The following is a 19,439-nucleotide window of genomic DNA, read 5'->3' as shown; positions in this document are numbered from 1 at the left end:
ATCGTAGCGCCGCGAGAGCGCTCGGCGTGACGCCGTCAGCAGCCGGTGGCGGGGTGGCACGCGCCGTCCATGATGACGCCCTAAGTCTCCGTCTCCAGCGTGCCGTCGGACACCGACCCGGACACGCAGCGGCCTCGTGGTCCGATGCCGATGAAGGTGTCGGCGCCCGCGAGACGCCTCAGGGGCTCGGCGCTCACGGGCGGCGGCTCTGGCGCTCGCGATCCGCACGTGGGGCGAGGTGGTGCGCCTGGCGCGATTCGAACGCGCGACACCCGCTTTAGGAGAGCGCACCGGCGGTTGGTGGCACTTGGTGGCCACCGACGGCCATTGCGGAATAGCAGGCCAAACCAATTCCCCGCGCGCATCGGCCCATTGGCTGTTAGTGGTCGTTTGTGGAGTTCTTGCGGACTGTTTGCGGACTGGCGCGGACTCGCGCCCTCAGATCTTCGGGGGCGCACGGCCTCCGATGGTGCGCTGCCGCGCACGACAACTACAGGAGGAATCATGACCAAGTACGAGACAGCGACTGACGTGCTCATCGAGGCAGATGAGTCGGGCCGCGATGTTGCGCGCGTGTTCGACGAAGCGAAGTGGCAGCTCGCCCTCGAGCACTACGGCATCCCCGTCAAGGATGAGGACGGTGAGGAAATCGGCATCGTCGCGTTCGTACGCGCCTGCAGGGCCAGGGGCGTGATGCCCGGCGATGTGATGCAGCGCGCGTTCGGGGATGCGCGATGAAGCCAGCGGACTACGACCCCGCGTTCGCTCTGAGCCGCGAGCTCGCGCGCATGGCAGACGAGGCCGGGGTGACACGTGCTGAATTGGCACGGCGTACCGGCATGGCGTGGTCAACCGTCGCCAACAAGCTCAGCGGGCACCCTCGCAAGATGCGGGTCGATGAGGCGCGCGTGCTGGCGAACGCACTCGGCGAGAGGCTGAGTGACGTGATGTACCGAGCGGAAGCCGCGGCATCATGAGTCGGCACGAGGGGGCGAACCTCGCGCTCGCCATCGGTGCGACGATCTCGGAGTTGGCAGATCAGCGAGGCCTCACCATCAAGCAACTCGGAGAGGCCGCGGAGATTCGTCCCACTCAACTCGCCACGATGATCAACGGCGATCTGCCGTTCAACACCGACCACGTGGCGAGACTTGCTCGAGCACTGCGCGTCGGAACGAGTGCGGTGTTGTCGGGGGTCGCAGGGGACGTCGACGCTGCGCCTGTCGAGGTCGACTTCGAGGAGGTTGTCGAGGCTGCCCGGCGCGAGGGCTGGGCGATGCAGGGCGCCTGACACGCATGAGCACCGCCCCGTCGGCTTGGGCTGGCGGGGCGGTGGCGGTTACCGTGTCAAAAAACGCATGATGGCGTCCTCGAGGGACGCGTCGACTGGCGCGCCGTCGCTGGTCCAGCCCCCCTCTACTGGATAGACCTCTCCGATGTGGCTCTTGGTGTCGAGTCGGTCGAGCATCACGTTCGACTGAAACCGGCTCACACGGTACTCGTCTCCATCGACAATGATGCGATACGAGCCCTTGGTGAAGTCTTCGGGGATGTCTCGGACTGCAACGGTTTCCATGAGGGAACCCTAGCGCGCACGACGTTGGCGCGGGAGACGTTGCCCTCGGCGCGGGCTTCGGACAGAGCAGACTCGAACTCAGCCTCGTCCAGGCCGTCGGACATCTGGTAGATGCCGGCCTCGTTGCCCATCGGTTCGTCGTGGCTTGCGAAGTCGGTGGGCATCGGAAGTTGTTGGGTGTAACCACGTTCTTACCCTTGACGGCGAATCGTCCCGGTCTCTTGCCCAGCGCGAATCGCCTTTCCTAGCGCGAACGCGGAGCGACGGACCATCTCCTGCGCGTCGGACACAAACACCGCCCCACCCGACCATTGCGGCTAGGTGGGGCGGTGGTGTGTCCACTGGGCTAACTGTCCTCGAGGTCTCGCGCGAGCCTGCGAATCTTCTCGGCCCACTCCTTGACCTGCGGGTCGTCAGTCGACTCAGCGATGCGCCGCGCGAGCGACGCGATGTCTCGAGCGTCATCCTCGCGCGTTTGCGAGGTCCACACGCCATTACGCTTCTCCATGACCCGACGGTAGCGCTCCGGTGCGGTCAGTGGACGGAACTTGCGGGGCTCCGAGGGCTCGCGAGTGATGCACGCAATGTCGAACGGTTGCGGCCAGGATCGGCATTCCTCGCAATCAACGTGGCGAGCCGCGACAGCCCAGTCGAGGTCTACACCTCGCCCAGTGCCAACGATCTGCGTGTGAGTTGCGAAGACCGGCAGGCGATCCTAGGGATCCTATCCGCGCGCAACTAGGCCTCGCGCATTCGATTAGGGCTGCCGACGCGGTCCGCCTTCGAGTTGTCGACAACGTAGCCACGCCGTTCTAGTTCCTGCACTGCGACCTCGGGAGCGTCCGCCACGGCCGCTCGCAGTTGGATTCGTCGCCAGTGCTCGCGTTCGTCGGCTATCGCCTCCCTAGAGCCTTCGACATGACTGATCCCGAACTCGACAATAAGCATCTCTAGAACGTCCTCGAGTGCGGGTCGGAAACGTCGGCCACCGACCGGAAAGTGCAGGCGGTGGATGTGCATAGCGTCACCGCGATCCGCGGCCCTGCGGCGGCGGCGTCCACGCCGAGTTGAGTCCCCGGACACCGCCAAGACCGCTTCGAGGCCCCGGTGGGAACCGTGGAACTGCACGTGCGCAGCTGGAACGTCTCCCACAGGATCTTCATTGAAGTCGTAGCGCACAACGGGCTCTGCCGGCGTTTCGTCGAGAGCTGGGAAGACCGAGAAGGACGATCGCTCGACCTTGAGGTAATCGTGCATCGCGCTGAAGCGGCAGTTGAACTTTGCCTGAAGGTACAGGACTAGGCGCCCGTCACTGCTCCGCAATGGAATGCCCTTGCCTTCTTGGCGAACAAAAACGGCGTCACCACCGGCAACGGCGACCGCCGAGAATGCGGGGCAGTGGTCTCCGACCACCGAGCGCACGAGGTTGCTACAACGCTGTGCGAACGCGCTCGACTCGGAAATGAGCCTCGCGTCGTCGGCAGACGTCAACGGTCGCCGATGATGAACGTCAGGCCCTTAACCTCGTCAGCGACTTCGAGTTCGTCGAGTGTCAAGGCGTAGCGCTCCGCCCGGTCAGCGAGCTCATCTTCAGAGAGGTGCACAGTGCGAAGGAGTGCGTCGCGACGCTCGCGTGCATCTTGGGGATCGAGAACCTCAACCACGATGTTGCCTCCACTCTCGCCGGTATGTCTCATCATGGTGCATCACACCTCTGACACGCACTAGAAACGCCTGATTCTCGTCGCTGGGTGAACAATTGCATTCCACGCCCACTTCCCCCCCCCCCCCCCGCGAGGTCGGCATCCACGGGGCACGCACGTTCGTTGGTGTAGGCCCAGCTCGCCACCCCGCCAGGCGGGGGTAAGTGTCGGCGGGGTGGCGCTGGGGCCGCAGCGACGGGGAAAGGAGGAAACCCGGCGCGGCACAGTTGGTGGTCAAACATCGTCGGGGTCGAACGGATCGTCGGGCACGCGCTCGGGCCACGGCAGCTCCCGATCGTGCAACGCTTCCCAAGCCTCGCGGGCGTCGACGAACTCCGAGCCTGTGCCGTCGAAGTAGTCGCCATCACACAGCTCGAGGGGGAACAGCGGGTGCGCTGCAATCCACTCTCTGCGCGCCTCGAGCCATTGCTCGTGTGCCTTGTCGGCGGGCAGGGGATGCCAATACGCGATGTCGAACAGGTCGAGATGCTCTGGGATGTCCTGTACCTCGACGGCTGGGCGCCGACGGCGCATGTCACGCGCTCCGCGATCCGAGGCTATAGACGCCGCGCACGCCCCGTGAGGCCGGTAGGTCGTCATCCTCGAGGCCGGGCACATCGAGTGTCGCTAGCAGTCGCGCCAACGCGAGTTGCTGCTGGCGAATCTCAGCTATCGCCGGGTGCAGGCGCGACCCCTGAGACGACGCGATCATGGTGCCGTCCCTCTCGAGGGCCGTACGAAGCCTCGCGATCGTGTCGCGAACCCGGCACGCTTCCTCGAGTTGAGCCAGTTCATGCTCTGCCAGCTCAAACTCGTGCGTCACCGCGGACCAGAGTTTCTTGCCCGGTGCTCTGAGGCCGGTGGGGGCTCGTGTGGTCATGTCATGGCCTTTCAAGGGCTCGTCATTTGAGATTTGCTGCGGAAGGATTGCTCAGTGCCTGCGAGTGAGCCGAGCCGCCCCGGGAGGGGGCACCTCCCCCTGGGCCGGCCCCGCGCGAGCAGTTGAGTCGACGCGGGACCGGCTGTGACGACTCGCTAGCTCACGCGAACGCGGTTCATGTGGTTGGTGCGAGCGTCGAGGTCGCTCCTCTGCTGGGCACGCTGCGCCGCGGCGTTCAGTTCGGCTGCGTTGGCGCGACGCTGGGCGAGAGTCTCGAGCGTGGCCATCTCCACGGGCTTGCCCTGGCGCACGAGCCACAGCGCGTCGAGACGCTCACTCGGGATGGCGAGGTGGTCGGCATCTGGCTCAGCGAAGATCAGCCACTTGTCGCCCATGCCTGCCTTGACGCTGGACAGGTTGATGATCGACCCCCACAGCCCGGCGACCTTGTGCAGGGTCTTGAGGGCCTCGGTGCCGTTCGCCCATGCGGCCAGCGACGCCCCGCCGTACGAGTTCGACGCCTGGTTGACCCATCCGCTGCCCAGGCTGGCGAAGGCGTGCTCAATGTCCTCGCCGGCCTTCTCGACCAGGGGACGGACGCTCTCGACCACGTCGGGGATGGCGTGTGCGACGGCATCGTTCACCGCAGCCTCGGCACGGCGTCGGCTCAGGCCTGCGATGTCGGGGGCGGTGAGCATCTGCGCCGCGGCGTAGCGACGGGCTTCCTCGCAGTCCAGTGGGTTCTTCCCGCCCTTGAGTGCCTTCTCCATCGCGGCGAGCACCTCGTCAGGCGTGGGCGCGTGCTCTGCGATGCTAGCAGGGAGGGTCTGCGCGGTGTCGATGGCCTTGGCATGCTTGGCCGGCAGGTCGAGTCCCAGGTTTCGCAGGGATGAGATCACGCCAGACAACTGGTGCGTGCGGGCCGGGGCGATGGCTCGGTCGAGGTCGGTAGTCATGGTGATTCCTTTCGTTGGGGGTGTTCAGTCGCGCCCGAACAGGCGGCGGGTGAAGTCGCTCATGTCGCCGTGCTTGCCGTACGCGAGTACGTCCGTGCCGGAGGCTGTGCGCTTGGACTGTGGAGCGCGCGGGCCGGGGCGAGTGTCGGGCTCGGCGGTGGGCTCAGGGTCAGCGGTCCCGAACAGCTGGCGAGCGAAGTCGGCCATCGGGTCACGTGGGGGCGTCGTGGTCATCGTGTTTCCTTTCAGTTCCTGCCGCGGGCAGGGCGTCCGTTCAGGTCAAGGCGTGGGGCCTCGAGGATCGGCGGGGGCGGCGGTGAGGTCATGTGCCCGTACTGCTCTCGGTGAGCCTGAACGGCGCGCACGATCTCCCACTGAGCGCCCGCGAGGCCGTAGTCGCGTGGGCCGGGTTTGTCGGGCTGCCCCTGGGACTTGAGTCGGCGGCGTCTGCGCTCCTTGAGTGCACGCTTGGGCCAGCCGTAGCGGTCATCGCGCAGCCGGGTCATCGGTTCCCCTTTCGGATCTGCGCCCGCAGTTGGGGGCACGTGTCGTCGTGGTGCACCGCGAGCACGTAGATGCCGGGACTCGTCTCGTCGAGGGTCTGGAAGGCGTCGCAGTCCTGGCAACCGCCCGGGATCTGGATCGCGGAGGCCATCACTCGTCGCCCCCCTGGTGCCTCGGTGTTACATCCGTAACTTCGTTACTTTCGAGGGGTAGTGCCTCATCGGAAAGTGACACCGTGACGGTTGTTACAGGTACGTACAGGCCACGGCCCGCCCGACCGAGACGGCCACTGTCCGCAAGGCGCTTGAGGTACACACGCGCATCCGGGATGTCGAGCGCATCGTCGACCTGCTTAGGGCTCACAGGGTCAGCCTGCGAAGCGACGTAGGCGAGGATCTCAGCGGAGCGATCCCCGAGACCGTCTGTGGTGCCGCGCTGGAAGGCCGCGCGGGCCGCATCGGCCAGGGTGTTCCCGTCGAGCGTCCATCGACCGTCATCGCTCGTGACGGCGTACTCGGATTCGGGAACGTCTCGCCCAGTCACCTTGAGTGTGCCGGCGGTGCTGCCCCGCGTCCGGGTCAGCGTGACAGTGAAGTCGGCCGCACCGTTCAGACCATTGGTGCCGCTGGTCGAGTCCATCCAATCGTCGCCTGCGGCGCGCTTGTTCGTGTGGTGCACCACAATCAGGCAGGTGCCGGGGTGGGCGTCGGCAAGGGCCTTGAGCTTCGACCCGATCCGATAGTCGCGGTTGTAGGCACCTTCGCCGGGCATCGACGGCGGCATGACCTTCCCGAGCGTGTCGAGCACCACCAGCGGGTCGCGGTCGCCGTGCACCTCGAGCCAGGCCGCGATCGTGTCTGCCCACTCGTGCGGGTTCACGACGGTCAGGTAGTGCAGGTTCGCAGGGATCGGCTGCCCCTCGTCGAGGAGGTGGCGGGCTCGGGCCTGCAGGCGCTTCTCGCCGTCCTCGAGTGCGAGCATGAGGACGGGTCGCGGGTGACCCGTGGCGATCTTCCCGAAAGCGGGCTTGCCACTGGCGACCGCGAGGGCGATCCCGTAGGCCGCCCATGACTTGCCGGTCTTGGGTGCACCAGTGAAGATCCCGAACCCTTCCGGGAGGATGCCGTGAACGGCCCACGCGAGCGGGGGAAAATGCATCCTGTCGAGCTGGTCGCCAGTGCGGATGCCTGCGAGTAAGTCGGTCGTCACGCGGCAACCTCTCGAGGGTCCATTAGTCGCGCGCGGCACTCCCAGGCCTGCCATCCGTGCGACATGAGCTCGGCGGCGTAGGACCGCAACTGTGGTGCTGTCATGCCGTACGACGAACGGCGGGGTTCCCGCTGGGCGGTCTGCGAACCGATGATCCTCTCGAGTGCATGGGACACCTTCTGGCGCTCGAGGTCATCGCGGATGACCCGGCGGCTCGGTAGTGTGGGGTCAGCAGTCGCCTGGAGGTTGATCTGCTCGGCCCGTTCCTCGTTGCCGCGAGGGGCGGGCTTTTCCATGCTCATCATCAGGCCGGCACCGCCTCGCGCTGCTTCGCGATCCACGCCTCAACGTCCTCGATTGCATAGAGCCGCCGTCGCCCGAGCTTTACGGAAGCCGGCCCAGTGCCCCGGTGGTGCCAGTAGCGCACCGTGTCGACGGAAGTGCGCAAATACTCCGCAACTTCCTCGGTGGTCATGTACTTCGTCATGCCGCTCAACTCCCTGTGGTTGTCGGTGGCGCTGCGTGGCCACATTGACAGGATGCATAGTTGGGTGCATAGTTGGCAACATGCGGAACAGTACGGAGTGGATAGTTCTCGACGGGCTTCCCGTGCGCTTGCGCGTTTCGGACGAGCACGTCGTGCTCTCCGATCACTCGATCCCGCGCACTCTCGAGATCGAGATTTCCAATCCTGGGGAGCCTCGCGTCTACGCCCGGGTTGAGGTAAGTGAGCACGGACAGAAGCTCACCGCGCTGCACTTTGACACGGGCGACGACGAGCGCGGCGTGATCCAGCAAGACCTGCGCGACGTGTCCATTTCGGCGCTGCTCGAGGACTTCATCGCGGGGTTCACGTTCTACATCGATCGCGACGCGAAGGAAGTGCGCGCGCCCTACGCGAATACCCCTGACTTCGACGCCGCGTTGCGGTTCGCGAGCCGCCTGCGCACATCCCCGGCAACGCGCAACATCAACGATGCCCTTCTTCGCGAGGTCGCCCGGGTCTACCGGGAAAACATCGACCGGCATCCCAACAAGGCCGTGGAGCACTACTTTCAGGTGCGCCAGCGAACGGCAGCTGAGTACGTCTCGCGCGCTCGGAAAAGGGGCTACCTTCCACCAACAAAGCGCGGACAGAAGAAGGCTTGAAATGGCATCAGTGAAGAAGCGTCCACACGGCAAGTGGCGAGCCCGCTACCGGGACGCCAGCGGCAAGGAGCACTCGCGCCACTTCGCCCGCAAGGTCGATGCTCAGGCGTGGCTCGACGGCGTGACGACCGCAGTGGCGACCGGCACCTACGTCGACCCCAAAGATGCGCGTAAGACCGTGGCGAGCGCTGCCGAGGTGTGGGCCGCACATCCGGAATGGTCGGCGTCGACTGCCGCGCGCATGCGCAGCATCCTTGACGTACACGTGCTGCCCCGCTGGGGAGCGGTGCCGCTCAACCGAGTGACGCTCGAGGACGCTCAGAAGTGGGTGAATGAGCTCGCGGCGTCGGGGCTCGCTGGCGGCACCGTTCGCAAGATCGCAGGAGTGTTTACTGGCATCGTCTCGCTCGGCCTCAAGGTCAGCCCGCTCACCGACCTGCGGCTGCCGCGTCAGCGCCTCGTGCCACGCAAGTATTTGACGGCACTCGAGGTCGAGGCCCTAGCCGAAGCGTGTGACGAGTGGGGCGACGTGGTGCACTTCCTCGCGTACACCGGACTTCGGTGGGGCGAGATGGCTGCGCTGCGCGTCGGGCGCGTGAACATGCTCAAGCGGCGTGTGCTGATCGAGGAGTCAGTCACAGAGGTGAACGGCACGCTCACGTGGTCGGCGCCCAAAGACCACCAGCGGCGCGCAGTGCCGTTCCCGGCGTTCCTGACGAACGATCTCGCGGCGCGAGTGGCCGACAAGGGGTCGGGCGATCTGGTGTTCACGACGGGCCAGGGAACACCGCTTCGAGTGCGCAACGCACGCCGTGGCTGGTTCGACCTCGCGGCTGCTTCCTGCGGGCTCGAGGGCCTCACGCCGCACGAGCTGCGCCACACCGCGGCGAGCCTGGCCGTGAGCAACGGTGCGAACGTCTTGGCCTTGCAGCGGATGCTCGGGCATGAGAAGGCCTCGACGACTCTCGACGTGTACTCGGACCTGTTCGACGAGGATCTCGATGCCGTGGCCGGCGCGCTCGACTCGGCGCGGGAGCGGGCTCGTGCGGACTATTTGCGGACTGGTGAACCGGTCTCGTTCGGTCGTGCGCAATGACCAACGCGTCTACCAGCACCTTCGTGGTGCGCCTGGCGCGATTCGAACGCGCGACACCCGCTTTAGGAGAGCGGTGCTCTATCCCCTGAGCTACAGGCGCGTGGGGCACCTACGAGAGTACCCTCACCTGCGCATCGGCCTCGTCATGGCGGCCGATGCGCCCGTCACCTCACCAGCGCGCGTGGACGTGCTCGCGGATCCTGTCGTTGTAGATGGCGGCCAGGGCGGCGAGCGTCTCGTCGTCGATCGACGGCAGGTCAGCTGCGGCGGCGTTGGCGCGCGCCTGCTCGGGCCGCGAGGCGCCAGGGATGATGGTCGCAGCACCGACGGCGGAGATCCAGGCCAGCGCGAACTGCGCCGTCGTCCAGCCCTCGGGCGTGAGGGCGGCGACCTCGCGAGCGGCCTCGACCCCCACCTCGTAGGGCACGCCCGAGAACGTCTCGCCCACGTCGAAGGCCTCGCCGTGGCGGTTGAAGTTGCGGTGGTCGCCCTCGCCGAACGTCGTGGACTCGTCGTACTTGCCCGACAGCAGTCCGGAGGCCAGGGGGACGCGCGCGATGATGCCCACGCCCGCCTCATGCGCGGCGCCCACCACCTGCTCGAGCGGCTTGCGGCGGAACACGTTGAGGATGATCTGGACCGTTGCGACATCGGGGTCGCGCAACGCGGCGAGCGCCTCGTCGCAGGTCTCCACCGACACCCCGAAGTGCGCGATGCGCCCCTCGTCCCGCAAGGTCCTCAGGTGGTCGTAGGTGCGCGGATCCTCCAGGACCTCCGTGGGAGGGCAGTGCAGCTGCACCAGCTCAAGGGTGTCGACGCCCAGGTTCTCGCGCGAGCGGTCGGTCCAGCGGCGGTAGTTGTCGAGGGTGTACTCGGAGGCGACGTGCGGGTCGGCACGCCGACCCATCTTGGTGGCGACGGTGATGCCCGTCGCGCCGTGGGACGCCAGGAAGTCACGCAGCGCGCGCTCCGAGCGGCCGTCGCCGTAGACGTCGGCGCTGTCGAAGAAGGTGACGCCGGCGTCGGCAGCCGCGCTGAGGATCTCCTGCGCGGTGTCGTCGCCCACGTGGGACCAGTCGGCCCCCAGCTGCCAGCAGCCCTGGCCGATCACGGACACGTCGCGGCCGAGCCGCGGGACGAAGGTTGAACGCATGCCTTCCACCCTAAGCCTTCCCACCTGGGGACGCGGCGGGCAGAGCGCGAACGTGGCGGCAGACGACAGCCGAGCCCGCGCATCGGCTTCAGGAAGCCGGAGTGGTCGCTCCTGGTGCATCGTGCCCTCTTGATGCACCAGTGGGGCCCCACTCGCGCGTCAGGCGCATTTGACGCACTAGTTGGACCCCATTCGCGCATCGGGCGCACTCGACGCACGCGAGCCGCCGACCCCAGCGGGGCGGCGGCTCTCGTGAGGCGTCGGGGCGCTAGCCCGTGACGCGGACGTAGGTGGGGTTCGACTGCCAGATCCCACGGAACTGCAGGGTCTTGCCGTGCGTCGGCGCGTCGATCTGCAGGTTCGGACCGGCGTACAGGCCCACGTGGCCGGGGGTGACGATGATGTCGCCCGGCTGCGGGGAGGACACGCGAGTGCCCACGTTCCAGTACGCGCCCGATGACCGGGGCAGCGAGATGCCGAACTGCTTGTAGACGTACGACACGAAGCCCGAGCAGTCGAAGCCGCTTGGCGACGACCCGCCTGAGACGTAGGGCGCGCCCACGTACTTGGCGGCCTCGGCGATGATCGCCGAGCCCGAGATCGCGGACTTCACGTTCGCGGACTGGGCCACGGGCCGGGCGCTGGTGCCGGAGCTGCCGGAGTTCCCGGAGTCGCCCGAGTCCGATGCCGTCGAGGTCGCGGCCACTGGCGGCGGCGGGGGCGGCGGGTCCTCCTTCACCTTGATCTCCGGCGTCGCGACGTCGAAGGCAGCCTCGTCGTCGGCGGTCACGGTCGCGGTCACCGCTGCGAGGTCCGTCGCGGCGGCGGCGCCGGCGTCGACGGCTGCGACATCGTCAGACACCGTCGCGATCGCGAGGGTGTCGGGGTCGACGGTGCCGTCGGTGGTCAGGTCCTGCGAGACGAGAGCGGCCGCAGCGGCTCCCGTGAGAGGTACCACGACGAGTGCTGCGCCGGCCGTAGCCGCCACCGCGCGCGTCCTGGCACGCATGTATCCGTACTTCAATGCCACGTTCCTTCCGCACCGCCATCCAGTGCGTCGATGTTCCATGGCCTCTCGGACGATGCAGCCTTCCCCAGCTGCGTACGAGAGACCGGCGAGGTGGTCTTCCTCTGGTGTGTCTGATCGCCTATGTTACCAATTCGTGATGAATCTCCAAGTCGGGGGTTCCGAAGAGGTGTCGAGCGGCCTCTCGCGTCATCGACACGCCCTGCTCGCCGGTGCTTGCGGCGATGCGCCCGCCCTCGACGCTCACGGTCACCGTCGCTCCTGGTACGACGCCTGCCGAGACGGCTGCCTCAAGGAACCCTGATGCCGCCTGGGGGTTCTCCCCGATGCGCACCAGGGTGACCTTGCTCACACCCTCGTCGGCCGCCTGCTCGAGAGAGATCAGGGTCGCCTCGGACGTGTCATCGTCGGAGAGCCCGAGCTCGTCCAGCGCGGGGATCGGGTTGCCATACGGGGAGCGACGCGGCTCGTGGAGCAGCTCGAGCAGCCGCCGCTCGACGCGCTCGCTCATCACGTGCTCCCAGCGGCACGCCTCGTCGTGCACGTACGGCAGCTCGAGGCCGATGACGTCCACGAGGAGCCGTTCGGCGAGACGATGCTTGCGCATCACGCGCAGCGCCGTCGCCTCGCCCTCGTCGGTGAGCTCGAGGTGCCGGTCCTGTGCGAGGCGCACGAGGCCGTCACGCTCCATGCGCGCGATGGTCTGCGACACCGTGGGCCCGGAGTGGCCGAGCTGCTCGGCGATCCGCGCGCGCATGGGCACCACGCCGTCCTCGATCAGCTCGTAGATGGTCCGCAGGTACATCTCGGTCGTGTCGACAAGGTCGCTCATGCGCTGTGCCGTCCCATCCCTCGGTACGCCCATCCCGCGTCGATCCAGGCACGTTCGGGCAAGCAGTTGCGCGCATCGATGATGCGCTTGTGCGCGACGAGCCTGCCCACGTGGTCGGGGTCGAGCTCGCGAAAGACCGTCCACTCGGTCGCGACGATGACGAGGTCGGCGTCACGCATCGCGTCGTCGGGGGTGGGCACGAAGTCGAGTGTGGGCCAGACGCGCGCGGCGCTGTCCATCGCCTGGGGGTCGTGGACACGCACCTGCGCGCCCTTCAGGTGAAGAGTGCCAGCGACATCGAGTGCGGGCGAGTCGCGCACGTCATCGCTGTCGGGCTTGAACGCGGCGCCGAGCACCGCGATGCGGGCGCCGTTGAGACGCCCTCCCACCTGCGCGGCTGCGAGGTTCACGACGTGCTGGCGACGGCGCAGGTTGACGGTGTCGACCTCACGAAGGAACGTCAGCGCCTGGTCGACGCCCAGCTCGCCCGCGCGCGCCATGAACGCCCGGATGTCCTTGGGAAGGCAGCCGCCGCCGAAGCCGAGGCCAGCACCGAGGAACTTCCGACCGATGCGCTCGTCGTATCCGATCGCGTCGGCAAGGTCCTTGACGTCCGCGCCCGTCGCCTCGCACACCTCGGCGATGGCGTTGATGAAGGAGACCTTGGTCGCGAGGAAGGCGTTGGCCGACACCTTCACCAGCTCGGAGGTCGCGAGGTCAGTCACCACGAACGGGGTGCCGCGCTCGAGAGCCTGCGCGTAGACGCGCCGAGCGACCTCCTCGACGCGACCGGGGTCGTGAGGATCGACTCCCAGCACCAGCCGGTCGGGTCGGAGCGTGTCCTCGACGGCCAGTCCCTCCCGCAGGAACTCCGGGTTCCAGCCCAGCTGCACCTGATCTCCTGCGGGCGCGAGCTCGCGCACGCGGGCGGCGAGCCGCTGGGCCGTGCCGACGGGCACAGTCGACTTGCCCAGGATCACTGCGGGACGGTCGAGCATCGGCGCCAGCGTCTCCACCACGGAGTCGACGTGCGACATGTCCGCTCCGTAGCCGTTCTCCACCTGCGGCGTCCCAGCGGCGATGAAGTGGACATCGGCGAACGCGGCCGCCGTGGCGGCGTCCGTCGTGAAGCGCAGCCTCCCCGACTCGACATGCTTGCTCAGCAGCTCCGGGAGGCCAGGCTCGAAGAACGGGGCCTCGCCGCGAGCGAGCCGCTCGATCTTCGATGGATCGATGTCGACGCCGATGACCTCGTGACCCAGCTCTGCCATCCCTGCCGCATGGGTCGCACCCAGATACCCCGTGCCGAAGACGGAGATGCGTTCAGCCATGCCGCTCAGACTATCGGCTGCGACTCGCCCGCACCGCGCTGTCAGGGCACGCGCGCGACCGCGCACATCCCGGTCGACACGATCTCCGCGTCGCCCTGCGCGTGGGGGACGAATGCCGCCTGCCCCGGGGCGAGCGTCATCGTCGCGGCGCCGGCCGTGATCGTCGCACCACCGCGGACGGCAAGGACGATGCGCGAGCCGGCCGGCACGGTCGCGCTCGCCGTCACGAGGGTGAGGGCGAACTCCTCCGCGGAGGTGGTGAGGTCGACGCGCCCCTCGCCTTCGCGCCGCTCGGGCCGGGCGGGCAGGGTCGGCTGGGTGTCGGCGAGGTCGAGAAGCAGCGGGACGTCGACCGGCTTGTGCGTCAGCCCTGCGCGCACCACGTTGTCCGAGTTCGCCATGATCTCGAGCCCCATGCCCGACTGGTAGCTGTGGAGCACCCCGGCATCGGTGAAGATGGCCTGCCCCGGTTCGAGCTCGACGACGTTCATCGCTAGCGCGATCATGGCGCCGGGATCGCCGGGGAAGCTCCGCAGCGCCGCCGCAGCCGCGCCCAGCGACGTGCCGGGTGGCGCCCCCGCGCCCACCTCTGCGAGCCGCGACAGGGTCCGCGAGTCCGCCGCTCCCGCAAGCGCGGCCGGGATGAAGTGGTGCAGGTCGCCCGAGTCGAGCGTCGCTGACAGCACCGCGGCGCCTTCGGTCGCGATGGCGGTCAGGTCGTCGCGGAGCGCAGCGATTTGGCGGACGCCCACGAGCACCGTCATCGGCGAGATCGCGACGACCATCTCCGGCTTGTGGAAAGGGTCGAGGAAGTGATGAGCCGCCCCACCCGTCCCGCGCTGCTCGCGCTCGAACCCCGCGCGCGCCTGCTCGAGCGTGGGGTGGACCTGGATCGACAGCGGCTTGTCGATGGCCAGCACCTTGAGGAGGAAGGGGAGCCTCGCTCCCCACCTCGCCACCGCATCGGCCCCTAGGCACGCGACAGGCTCACGTGCCACGAGCGAGCTCAGCGGCAGCGGCCCGTCGTGGGAGTGCACCCGCGAAGGAGCGCTCGTGTGCGCTCCCCACCACGCCTCCGCGACTGGCTCGCCCGTCGGGCGGATTCCCAGCAGGTCGGGGATGTCCCGTGACGTACCCCAGGCGTAGTCACGCAGGACCGGGGTGAGGAAGTGCATGGCGACAGTGTGCCAGCACCCCTCAGCACTACGCTGTGGCCATGGCCGAACCGCTCTCCATCCCGCGTGACCTGCTGCCCCGCGACGGGCGGTTCGGGTCGGGACCGTCGCGCGTGCGCGACGCGCAGCTCCAGGCGCTCGTCGCCTCCCAGCCCGGTGTGCTGGGAACGTCGCACCGCCAGGCGCCCGTCAAGGACGTGGTGCGCTCCGTGCGGGAAGGGCTCGCCGCCTTCTACGACCTGCCGGACGGCTACGAGGTGATCCTCGGAAACGGCGGCGCCTCGAGCTTCTGGGACGCCGCGGCGTTCTCGCTCGTCGAGAGCCGCGCTCAGCACTGCGCGTTCGGGGAGTTCGGCGCGAAGTTCGCGGCGGTGACCGACACTGCACCGTTTCTCGAGCCGTCCGTGATCCGAACCGCCGAACCGGGCGCCGTGGCGCTGCCGGAGGCCCAAGAGGGCATCGACGTCTACGCGTGGCCGCACAACGAGACGTCGACAGGGGCGATGGCGCCCGTCGAGCGAGTCGTGGCCGACGCTGGCGCGCTGACTGTGATCGACGGCACCTCGGCAGCGGGCGGCCTGGCGCTCGACGCGTCGCAGGCGGACGTCTACTACTTCTCTCCGCAGAAGAGCTTCGGGTCCGACGGAGGGCTGTGGTTCGCGCTGGTCTCTCCTGCGGCGATCGAGCGCATCGAGCGCATCGCCTCGTCTGGACGGTGGATCCCTCCCACGCTGGATCTGGCGACATCCCTGGCAAACTCGCGTCAGCAGCAGACCCTCAACACGCCTGCGGTCGCGACGCTCGTGATGATGGACGCCCAGGTCCGGTGGTTCAACGACAACGGGGGGATGGCGTTCGCCACGGGCCGCGCCGACGAGTCCGCCCGCCGGATCTACGCCTGGGCGGATGCCTCGTCCTTCGCTGAGACATTCGTCACATCTCATTCAAATCGGTCAACCGTGGTCGCTACCGTCGACCTGCACGACCCGCTCGACTCGACCGAGATCCGATCGCATCTGAAGGCGAACGGCGTGGTCGACATCGACCCGTACCGCAAGCTTGGCCGCAATCAGATTCGCGTAGGGATGTTCCCCGCCGTGGATCCGGACGACGTGTCCGCGCTCACTGCTTGCATCGACTGGCTAGTGGAGAGATTGGTGACATGACCCAGCAGCAGGATGTCCTCGAGATCCCGCGGCGACGCCGTCGCGCACTCGGAGTCATCCTGCTGGGAGCTCTGCCCCTCGTCGTCGCCGGTACCGCCGGGCTCGCCGCGTCATCGCTCGTGCCCGAGCCGGAGGAGACCTCGCTCGCGCTCCCTGAGCCGGCCCGCCCCCTCGAGCCGATGGCGACGACCATCGCCCCGGTGATCGCGCCCGGCTCGGCCACCCAGGTGAACCTCGCGATGGAGGTCTCGCCCATCACGGTCACGCTCCCTCCGCCGCCCGAGCCCGAGCCCGTCCCCGTGGGCACGGCGCCGGAGGCGTCGAAGGCCGCTCGGTCCGACACGGGTTCGCCTGCGACATCGTCGGGGTCCGAGGCGTCCGGGTCGAAGGCGTCGCGTTCCGAGACGTCGACGTCGAGCAAGACCCCCGAGCAGTACTGCTCCGCGCCGTCCGGTTCCGGCGCTGCGGGGGGCAGCGTCAAGTCGCTGCTGTCGGCGGCGAACACTGCGCGCGCACAGATCGGCGCCAAGCCGCTGTCGTGGAGCGGATCGCTCGCCTCGGCCGCGGCATCGTGGTCGTCATCGATGGCATCGAAGGACACCCAGGGCAATGGCAGCGCCCTCGCCCACAACCCCAACCGTCCCGGCGCCGAGAACGTCGCGATGAGCGGGTCGAGCGCCGGCACATCGATGGGAGCTGCAATCCCGAAGGCTCACGCCGGCTGGATCGCGTCCTACGGCCATTGCATGAACATCATGAACCCGTCGTACTCCCAGATGGGTGCCGGGGCCGCGGCGACCGCGAACGGCAACGTCGTCTACACGACGGCGAACTTCCGGTAGCCACCGCTTCGGCGAGCGCACCCGGCTCGCGCGCGCCGACTCGGCTCAGCGGACCTCGGGTGCCGCGCTGGATGCGTCGTCGTCCGTCGATGCCGCAGCAGGCTCGGGCTCCTCGGCGGCCTGCGCCTCAGGCTCTCCGCCAGCGGGCTGATCGCCCACCTGCTGGTCCGCCTGCTCGGCGGTTGGCGCTGGGTCACCCGTCGCCGTGGCGTCCTCCGTCGCAGCGCCGTCGACCGCAGCGCCAGTAGAGCCCTCGTCTGCTGACTCAGCCAGCGCCTCATCGCCGTTGACAGACGCATCACCGCCGTCCCCCGCGTCGGGCGTCCTGAGGTCCAGCGGCACGGAAGCGTCGGTGTCGAACACCGGGTTGTCGACCGGCCACAGGGAGCTGGACCGCTCGGGTGTGGACTGCGACTGCCCGTCGCACGCGTGATCGAGCGGCACCACGGTCCCGTCGAACGGGCACCACTTGTTCGCGCATACTCCGAAGTGCAGGCGCATGGATCCCGCAAGCGGGATGACGAACTCTCCGACGGCCTCGACCGGGGTCGACGAGTCACGCGACGCCGAGCCGGACTCCTGCGAGCGCGCAGTCCAGCGCTCGGCCGCCTCGTCTCGCCCCAGAGGGCCGAGCACGCGCTCGCGCCCGAGACCAAGCTCCCAGATGGCAACGGCATCGTGCTCGTCGCTGTCGGTGACGGTGTAGCCGGGCTCCAGCCGGGGGTCAGGGTCGAACCGCGGCACCGCCATGCCTGGCTTGATGTCGCCCGGCTGCACGCGCTCCGCCCACGGCACCCACGGCGGGGACAGCAGCGCATCGTCAGCAGCGACCAGGTGCGCCTCGCAGACAGCAGCCTCCTTGCCGCGAGGGGCACGGGAGAGCGTCACCGACCACACCCAGCCGCGGTAGCCGGGCAACGAGCACGCGAACAGATGAGTCAGCAGTCGGTCGCTGTCCCCGTGCGCGCTGAGGTGGTCGCCGACGGCGTCGCCGGAGCCGGCGACCTCGATCGCCGCTTCACGAGCGACGTCGATCGCCTTCGCCAGCACGGCATCCATGACGGGCATTACGCCTCCAACTGGTCCGCCACCGCGCGCAGCACCGCGGCCACCTTCTGGCCCTTGGCGTGGTCGGGGTAGCGGCCGCGACGCAACGACGTCGACACTCCGTCGAGCATCTTGATGAGGTCCTCGACGATGACCGTCATCTCGTCGGGCTTCTTGCGCATCCCCTGCGAGACCGTCTGGACGGGGTCGAGCACGGAGACGCCCATGGCCGATGGGCCGCGGCGGCCGTCCGCGATGGAGAACTCGACGCGGGCACCTGGCTTGAGCGTCGACATGCCGGCGGGCAGCGACGATGCGTGGAGGAAGACCTCGTCGCCTTCATCGCTGGCGATGAAGCCGAACCCCTTGTCGGTGTCGAACCACTTCACTTTGCCGGTGGGCACATCTACCTCGCGTGAGTCCTGGACGCCGCGGATTCGGCGCCGCTTCAGTCTACCGTTCATGGGGCTCACCCAGGCCGGGTGGACTTCGTCACCTGCCGCCACGCCATTTTGCCTCGCGGCCCTGCGCGGGAGCAGACTGGAAGGGTCCCGGCACGTCTGACGATCCTCTCGAGGTGCGCATGCCCCCGTCCACCGCTCCTGCGTGGCTGATCCCTGCGTTCGCGCGTGCGGCCGCCGGCGCGGGCGCCACCGCGCCAGCAGCGACCATCGATGCGGCCGCACGGCGACTGCTCGACCGTTGGTCCGAGCCGGAGCGGCGCTATCACGATGTGTCGCATCTGGTCGATTTGCTGCAGCATGTGGACGAGCTCCATCAGGAGGCGCACGACGTCCATGCCGTCCGCCTCGCCGCCTGGTACCACGGAGCGATCTTCGACGCTGACGAGTCCGCGGCGTACGCCCACCGCGGCGGAGAGGACGAGACCGCGAGCGCGGAGGTCGCGCGCGAGGACCTCGCCGCGCTCGGGCTGCCCGAGGAGGCGGTCGACAGGGTCGCCGCCATGGTCGCGGGGCTCGCCCGCCACGCGGCGCCCACGGAGAGCGTGGACGCGGCAGTCCTGTCGGACGCCGACCTCGCCATCCTCGCTTCCGACCCTCAGCGCTACCGGCTCTACCTGGAGCGTGTGCGGGAGGAGTACGCGCACATCCCCACGACCGCCTATCTCGAGGCTCGCCGCTCGATCGTCGAGAAGCTGCTGTCGCGGGACCGGCTCTACACGAGCCCGCTCGGCGCACCATGGGAGCGTCAGGCGCGCGAGAATCTCACGGCCGAGCGCGCCCGCCTGACGCGCGACATCGCCCGCGCGGGCGACGCCTCGACAGAGTTATCCACAGAAGGCGAGTGACCCCTGCCGGGCAGCACGGCGGCGACCTAGCGTCGGAGCCATGCGGCAGACGCCGCGTGCGGCTCGCGCCAGATGCGGCACGGCCCGCTCACCTGGAAGGAGTCCCCGATGACCCGCTATCACGTCGACGCCGCAGAGGTGGCATCCGCCTCGGCACTCGCCGCCCGCTCTTCAGACACCATCCGCTCCGAGGTGGGCGCGATGCTGGGCCACCTCACCGCCCTGGAGAGCACGTGGCAGGGCTCCGCGGCGACCGCCTTCGCTGGCGTGCTCGACCAATGGCGTGGCGCACAGGCGCAGGTCGAGAGCGCGCTGGACTCGATCACCGTCGCGCTGTCGCAGGCGGCGAGCGAGTACCAGACCGCCGAGGACACCGCGTCGCGCCTGTTCACGGTGCGGTAGCGGGGCTCGGGCGGGGCCGCGCTGGGGGCGGCCCCGCCTGCCGTCGCTGCGTCGCGGCCCTAGGAGCCCGGCCGATGCGGGG

28 protein-coding genes and 2 tRNA genes are annotated in these 19,439 nt (G+C 68.4%); 9 read left to right on the top strand and 21 right to left on the bottom strand.

The features are described 5' to 3' along the window. Positions 1 to 239: 239 nt before the first annotated feature. Positions 240 to 361, bottom strand: a tRNA-Arg gene (locus B7K22_RS12095). Between the two features lie 143 nt (positions 362 to 504). Here B7K22_RS12095 and B7K22_RS07340 point away from each other — a divergent pair. Genes B7K22_RS07340 through B7K22_RS07330 form a run of 3 tightly spaced genes read left to right on the top strand, consistent with a single transcriptional unit; the run spans position 505 to position 1,291 of the window. Continuing rightward, positions 505 to 738, top strand: coding sequence for a hypothetical protein (locus B7K22_RS07340; RefSeq protein WP_084039289.1), 234 nt, complete (start codon positions 505 to 507; stop codon positions 736 to 738). Next, a complete protein-coding gene (locus tag B7K22_RS07335) occupies positions 735 to 977 on the top strand; it encodes a helix-turn-helix domain-containing protein (protein WP_084039288.1) in 243 nt (80 codons plus the stop codon). The genes B7K22_RS07340 and B7K22_RS07335 overlap by 4 nt, the downstream gene beginning before the upstream one ends. Continuing rightward, positions 974 to 1,291 (top strand): helix-turn-helix domain-containing protein, encoded by a 318-nt coding sequence (locus B7K22_RS07330; protein WP_084039287.1) that lies wholly within the window; start codon positions 974 to 976, stop codon positions 1,289 to 1,291. The genes B7K22_RS07335 and B7K22_RS07330 overlap by 4 nt, the downstream gene beginning before the upstream one ends. A gap of 48 nt (positions 1,292 to 1,339) precedes the next feature. Here B7K22_RS07330 and B7K22_RS11885 read toward each other — a convergent pair whose 3' ends face one another. The 12 genes from B7K22_RS11885 to B7K22_RS07290 all read right to left on the bottom strand — a co-directional run bounded on the left by B7K22_RS11885 (position 1,340) and on the right by B7K22_RS07290 (position 7,315). Further along, on the bottom strand, positions 1,340 to 1,576 hold the full coding sequence (locus B7K22_RS11885) for a hypothetical protein (protein WP_144276288.1): 237 nt from the start codon (positions 1,574 to 1,576) through the stop codon (positions 1,340 to 1,342). A gap of 346 nt (positions 1,577 to 1,922) precedes the next feature. Beyond that, positions 1,923 to 2,084 carry a hypothetical protein gene (locus B7K22_RS12090; RefSeq protein ID WP_159448805.1) on the bottom strand — a complete coding sequence of 54 codons (162 nt, stop codon included), beginning with the start codon at positions 2,082 to 2,084 and terminating at the stop codon, positions 1,923 to 1,925. Between the two features lie 230 nt (positions 2,085 to 2,314). Then, on the bottom strand, positions 2,315 to 2,998 hold the full coding sequence (locus B7K22_RS11880; protein WP_144276287.1) for a hypothetical protein: 684 nt from the start codon (positions 2,996 to 2,998) through the stop codon (positions 2,315 to 2,317). 65 nt (positions 2,999 to 3,063) lie between these two features. After that, positions 3,064 to 3,240, bottom strand: coding sequence for a hypothetical protein (locus B7K22_RS12085; RefSeq protein WP_159448803.1), 177 nt, complete (start codon positions 3,238 to 3,240; stop codon positions 3,064 to 3,066). A gap of 273 nt (positions 3,241 to 3,513) precedes the next feature. Further along, on the bottom strand, positions 3,514 to 3,813 hold the full coding sequence (locus B7K22_RS07320) for a hypothetical protein (RefSeq protein ID WP_084039285.1): 300 nt from the start codon (positions 3,811 to 3,813) through the stop codon (positions 3,514 to 3,516). A gap of 501 nt (positions 3,814 to 4,314) precedes the next feature. Continuing rightward, a complete protein-coding gene (locus tag B7K22_RS07310; RefSeq protein WP_084039284.1) occupies positions 4,315 to 5,115 on the bottom strand; it encodes a hypothetical protein in 801 nt (266 codons plus the stop codon). 24 nt (positions 5,116 to 5,139) lie between these two features. Next, on the bottom strand, positions 5,140 to 5,349 hold the full coding sequence (locus B7K22_RS07305; RefSeq protein ID WP_144276285.1) for a hypothetical protein: 210 nt from the start codon (positions 5,347 to 5,349) through the stop codon (positions 5,140 to 5,142). Positions 5,350 to 5,360: 11 nt separating this feature from the next. Then, a complete protein-coding gene (locus tag B7K22_RS11875; protein WP_144276284.1) occupies positions 5,361 to 5,621 on the bottom strand; it encodes a hypothetical protein in 261 nt (86 codons plus the stop codon). Next, the gene (locus B7K22_RS12080) at positions 5,618 to 5,770 is read right to left on the bottom strand and encodes a hypothetical protein (RefSeq protein WP_159448802.1); all 153 of its coding nucleotides are present in this window, start codon (positions 5,768 to 5,770) and stop codon (positions 5,618 to 5,620) included. The genes B7K22_RS11875 and B7K22_RS12080 overlap by 4 nt, the downstream gene beginning before the upstream one ends. Then, positions 5,770 to 6,828 (bottom strand): AAA family ATPase, encoded by a 1,059-nt coding sequence (locus B7K22_RS07300; RefSeq protein WP_084039282.1) that lies wholly within the window; start codon positions 6,826 to 6,828, stop codon positions 5,770 to 5,772. The genes B7K22_RS12080 and B7K22_RS07300 overlap by 1 nt, the downstream gene beginning before the upstream one ends. Then, a complete protein-coding gene (locus B7K22_RS12225; RefSeq protein WP_144276282.1) occupies positions 6,825 to 7,124 on the bottom strand; it encodes a hypothetical protein in 300 nt (99 codons plus the stop codon). Before B7K22_RS12225 ends, B7K22_RS07300 begins: the two co-directional genes overlap by 4 nt. Before the next feature lie 8 nt (positions 7,125 to 7,132). Next, positions 7,133 to 7,315, bottom strand: coding sequence for an AlpA family transcriptional regulator (locus tag B7K22_RS07290; RefSeq protein WP_084039280.1), 183 nt, complete (start codon positions 7,313 to 7,315; stop codon positions 7,133 to 7,135). 152 nt (positions 7,316 to 7,467) lie between these two features. Here B7K22_RS07290 and B7K22_RS07285 point away from each other — a divergent pair, with 152 nt between their 5' ends. Together B7K22_RS07285 and B7K22_RS07280 are read left to right on the top strand one after the other, a co-directional pair. Next, positions 7,468 to 7,977: a hypothetical protein gene (locus B7K22_RS07285; RefSeq protein ID WP_144276281.1), complete on the top strand. Its 510-nt coding sequence runs from the start codon at positions 7,468 to 7,470 to the stop codon at positions 7,975 to 7,977. 1 nt (position 7,978) lies between these two features. After that, on the top strand, positions 7,979 to 9,073 hold the full coding sequence (locus B7K22_RS07280) for a site-specific integrase (RefSeq protein WP_084039278.1): 1,095 nt from the start codon (positions 7,979 to 7,981) through the stop codon (positions 9,071 to 9,073). Between the two features lie 24 nt (positions 9,074 to 9,097). Here the strand turns inward: B7K22_RS07280 and B7K22_RS07275 are convergent. From B7K22_RS07275 to manA, 6 genes are all read right to left on the bottom strand, one after another. Next, positions 9,098 to 9,173, bottom strand: a tRNA-Arg gene (locus B7K22_RS07275). A 69-nt stretch (positions 9,174 to 9,242) separates the two neighbouring features. Beyond that, complete coding sequence (locus B7K22_RS07270; RefSeq protein ID WP_084039277.1) at positions 9,243 to 10,226, bottom strand: aldo/keto reductase; 984 nt, start codon at positions 10,224 to 10,226, stop codon at positions 9,243 to 9,245. Between the two features lie 268 nt (positions 10,227 to 10,494). Further along, positions 10,495 to 11,256, bottom strand: coding sequence for a C40 family peptidase (locus tag B7K22_RS12440; protein WP_371327657.1), 762 nt, complete (start codon positions 11,254 to 11,256; stop codon positions 10,495 to 10,497). A 118-nt stretch (positions 11,257 to 11,374) separates the two neighbouring features. Next, positions 11,375 to 12,085 (bottom strand): iron dependent repressor, metal binding and dimerization domain protein, encoded by a 711-nt coding sequence (locus B7K22_RS12435; protein ID WP_084039275.1) that lies wholly within the window; start codon positions 12,083 to 12,085, stop codon positions 11,375 to 11,377. Next, on the bottom strand, positions 12,082 to 13,416 hold the full coding sequence (locus tag B7K22_RS07255) for a UDP-glucose/GDP-mannose dehydrogenase family protein (protein ID WP_084039274.1): 1,335 nt from the start codon (positions 13,414 to 13,416) through the stop codon (positions 12,082 to 12,084). Before B7K22_RS07255 ends, B7K22_RS12435 begins: the two co-directional genes overlap by 4 nt. Before the next feature lie 41 nt (positions 13,417 to 13,457). Beyond that, positions 13,458 to 14,591, bottom strand: coding sequence for a mannose-6-phosphate isomerase, class I (manA, locus tag B7K22_RS07250; RefSeq protein ID WP_084039273.1), 1,134 nt, complete (start codon positions 14,589 to 14,591; stop codon positions 13,458 to 13,460). A 41-nt stretch (positions 14,592 to 14,632) separates the two neighbouring features. Between manA and serC the strand changes: the two genes are divergently transcribed. Then, on the top strand, positions 14,633 to 15,757 hold the full coding sequence (serC, locus tag B7K22_RS07245) for a phosphoserine transaminase (RefSeq protein WP_084039863.1): 1,125 nt from the start codon (positions 14,633 to 14,635) through the stop codon (positions 15,755 to 15,757). Continuing rightward, complete coding sequence (locus B7K22_RS07240; protein WP_084039272.1) at positions 15,754 to 16,599, top strand: CAP domain-containing protein; 846 nt, start codon at positions 15,754 to 15,756, stop codon at positions 16,597 to 16,599. The genes serC and B7K22_RS07240 overlap by 4 nt, the downstream gene beginning before the upstream one ends. Positions 16,600 to 16,644: 45 nt before the next feature. On the opposite strand, the gene B7K22_RS07235 is transcribed toward B7K22_RS07240, so the two are convergent. Further along, positions 16,645 to 17,667, bottom strand: coding sequence for a DUF3027 domain-containing protein (locus B7K22_RS07235; RefSeq protein WP_084039271.1), 1,023 nt, complete (start codon positions 17,665 to 17,667; stop codon positions 16,645 to 16,647). Beyond that, positions 17,667 to 18,050 (bottom strand): cold-shock protein, encoded by a 384-nt coding sequence (locus B7K22_RS07230; RefSeq protein ID WP_084039270.1) that lies wholly within the window; start codon positions 18,048 to 18,050, stop codon positions 17,667 to 17,669. The genes B7K22_RS07235 and B7K22_RS07230 overlap by 1 nt, the downstream gene beginning before the upstream one ends. A 179-nt stretch (positions 18,051 to 18,229) precedes the next feature. On the opposite strand from B7K22_RS07230, the gene B7K22_RS07225 reads away from it, so the two are divergent. Continuing rightward, on the top strand, positions 18,230 to 18,955 hold the full coding sequence (locus B7K22_RS07225) for a hypothetical protein (protein WP_200807372.1): 726 nt from the start codon (positions 18,230 to 18,232) through the stop codon (positions 18,953 to 18,955). 108 nt (positions 18,956 to 19,063) lie between these two features. Continuing rightward, positions 19,064 to 19,357 carry a WXG100 family type VII secretion target gene (locus B7K22_RS07220; protein ID WP_084039268.1) on the top strand — a complete coding sequence of 98 codons (294 nt, stop codon included), beginning with the start codon at positions 19,064 to 19,066 and terminating at the stop codon, positions 19,355 to 19,357. The last annotated feature ends 82 nt before the right edge of the window (positions 19,358 to 19,439 follow it).

It is taken from the genome of Demequina sp. NBRC 110053 (assembly GCF_002090095.1).
Classification (GTDB): domain Bacteria; phylum Actinomycetota; class Actinomycetes; order Actinomycetales; family Demequinaceae; genus Demequina.
Note: the sequence above shows the minus strand (reverse complement) of the source record. Positions and strands in the feature narration are given on the sequence as shown.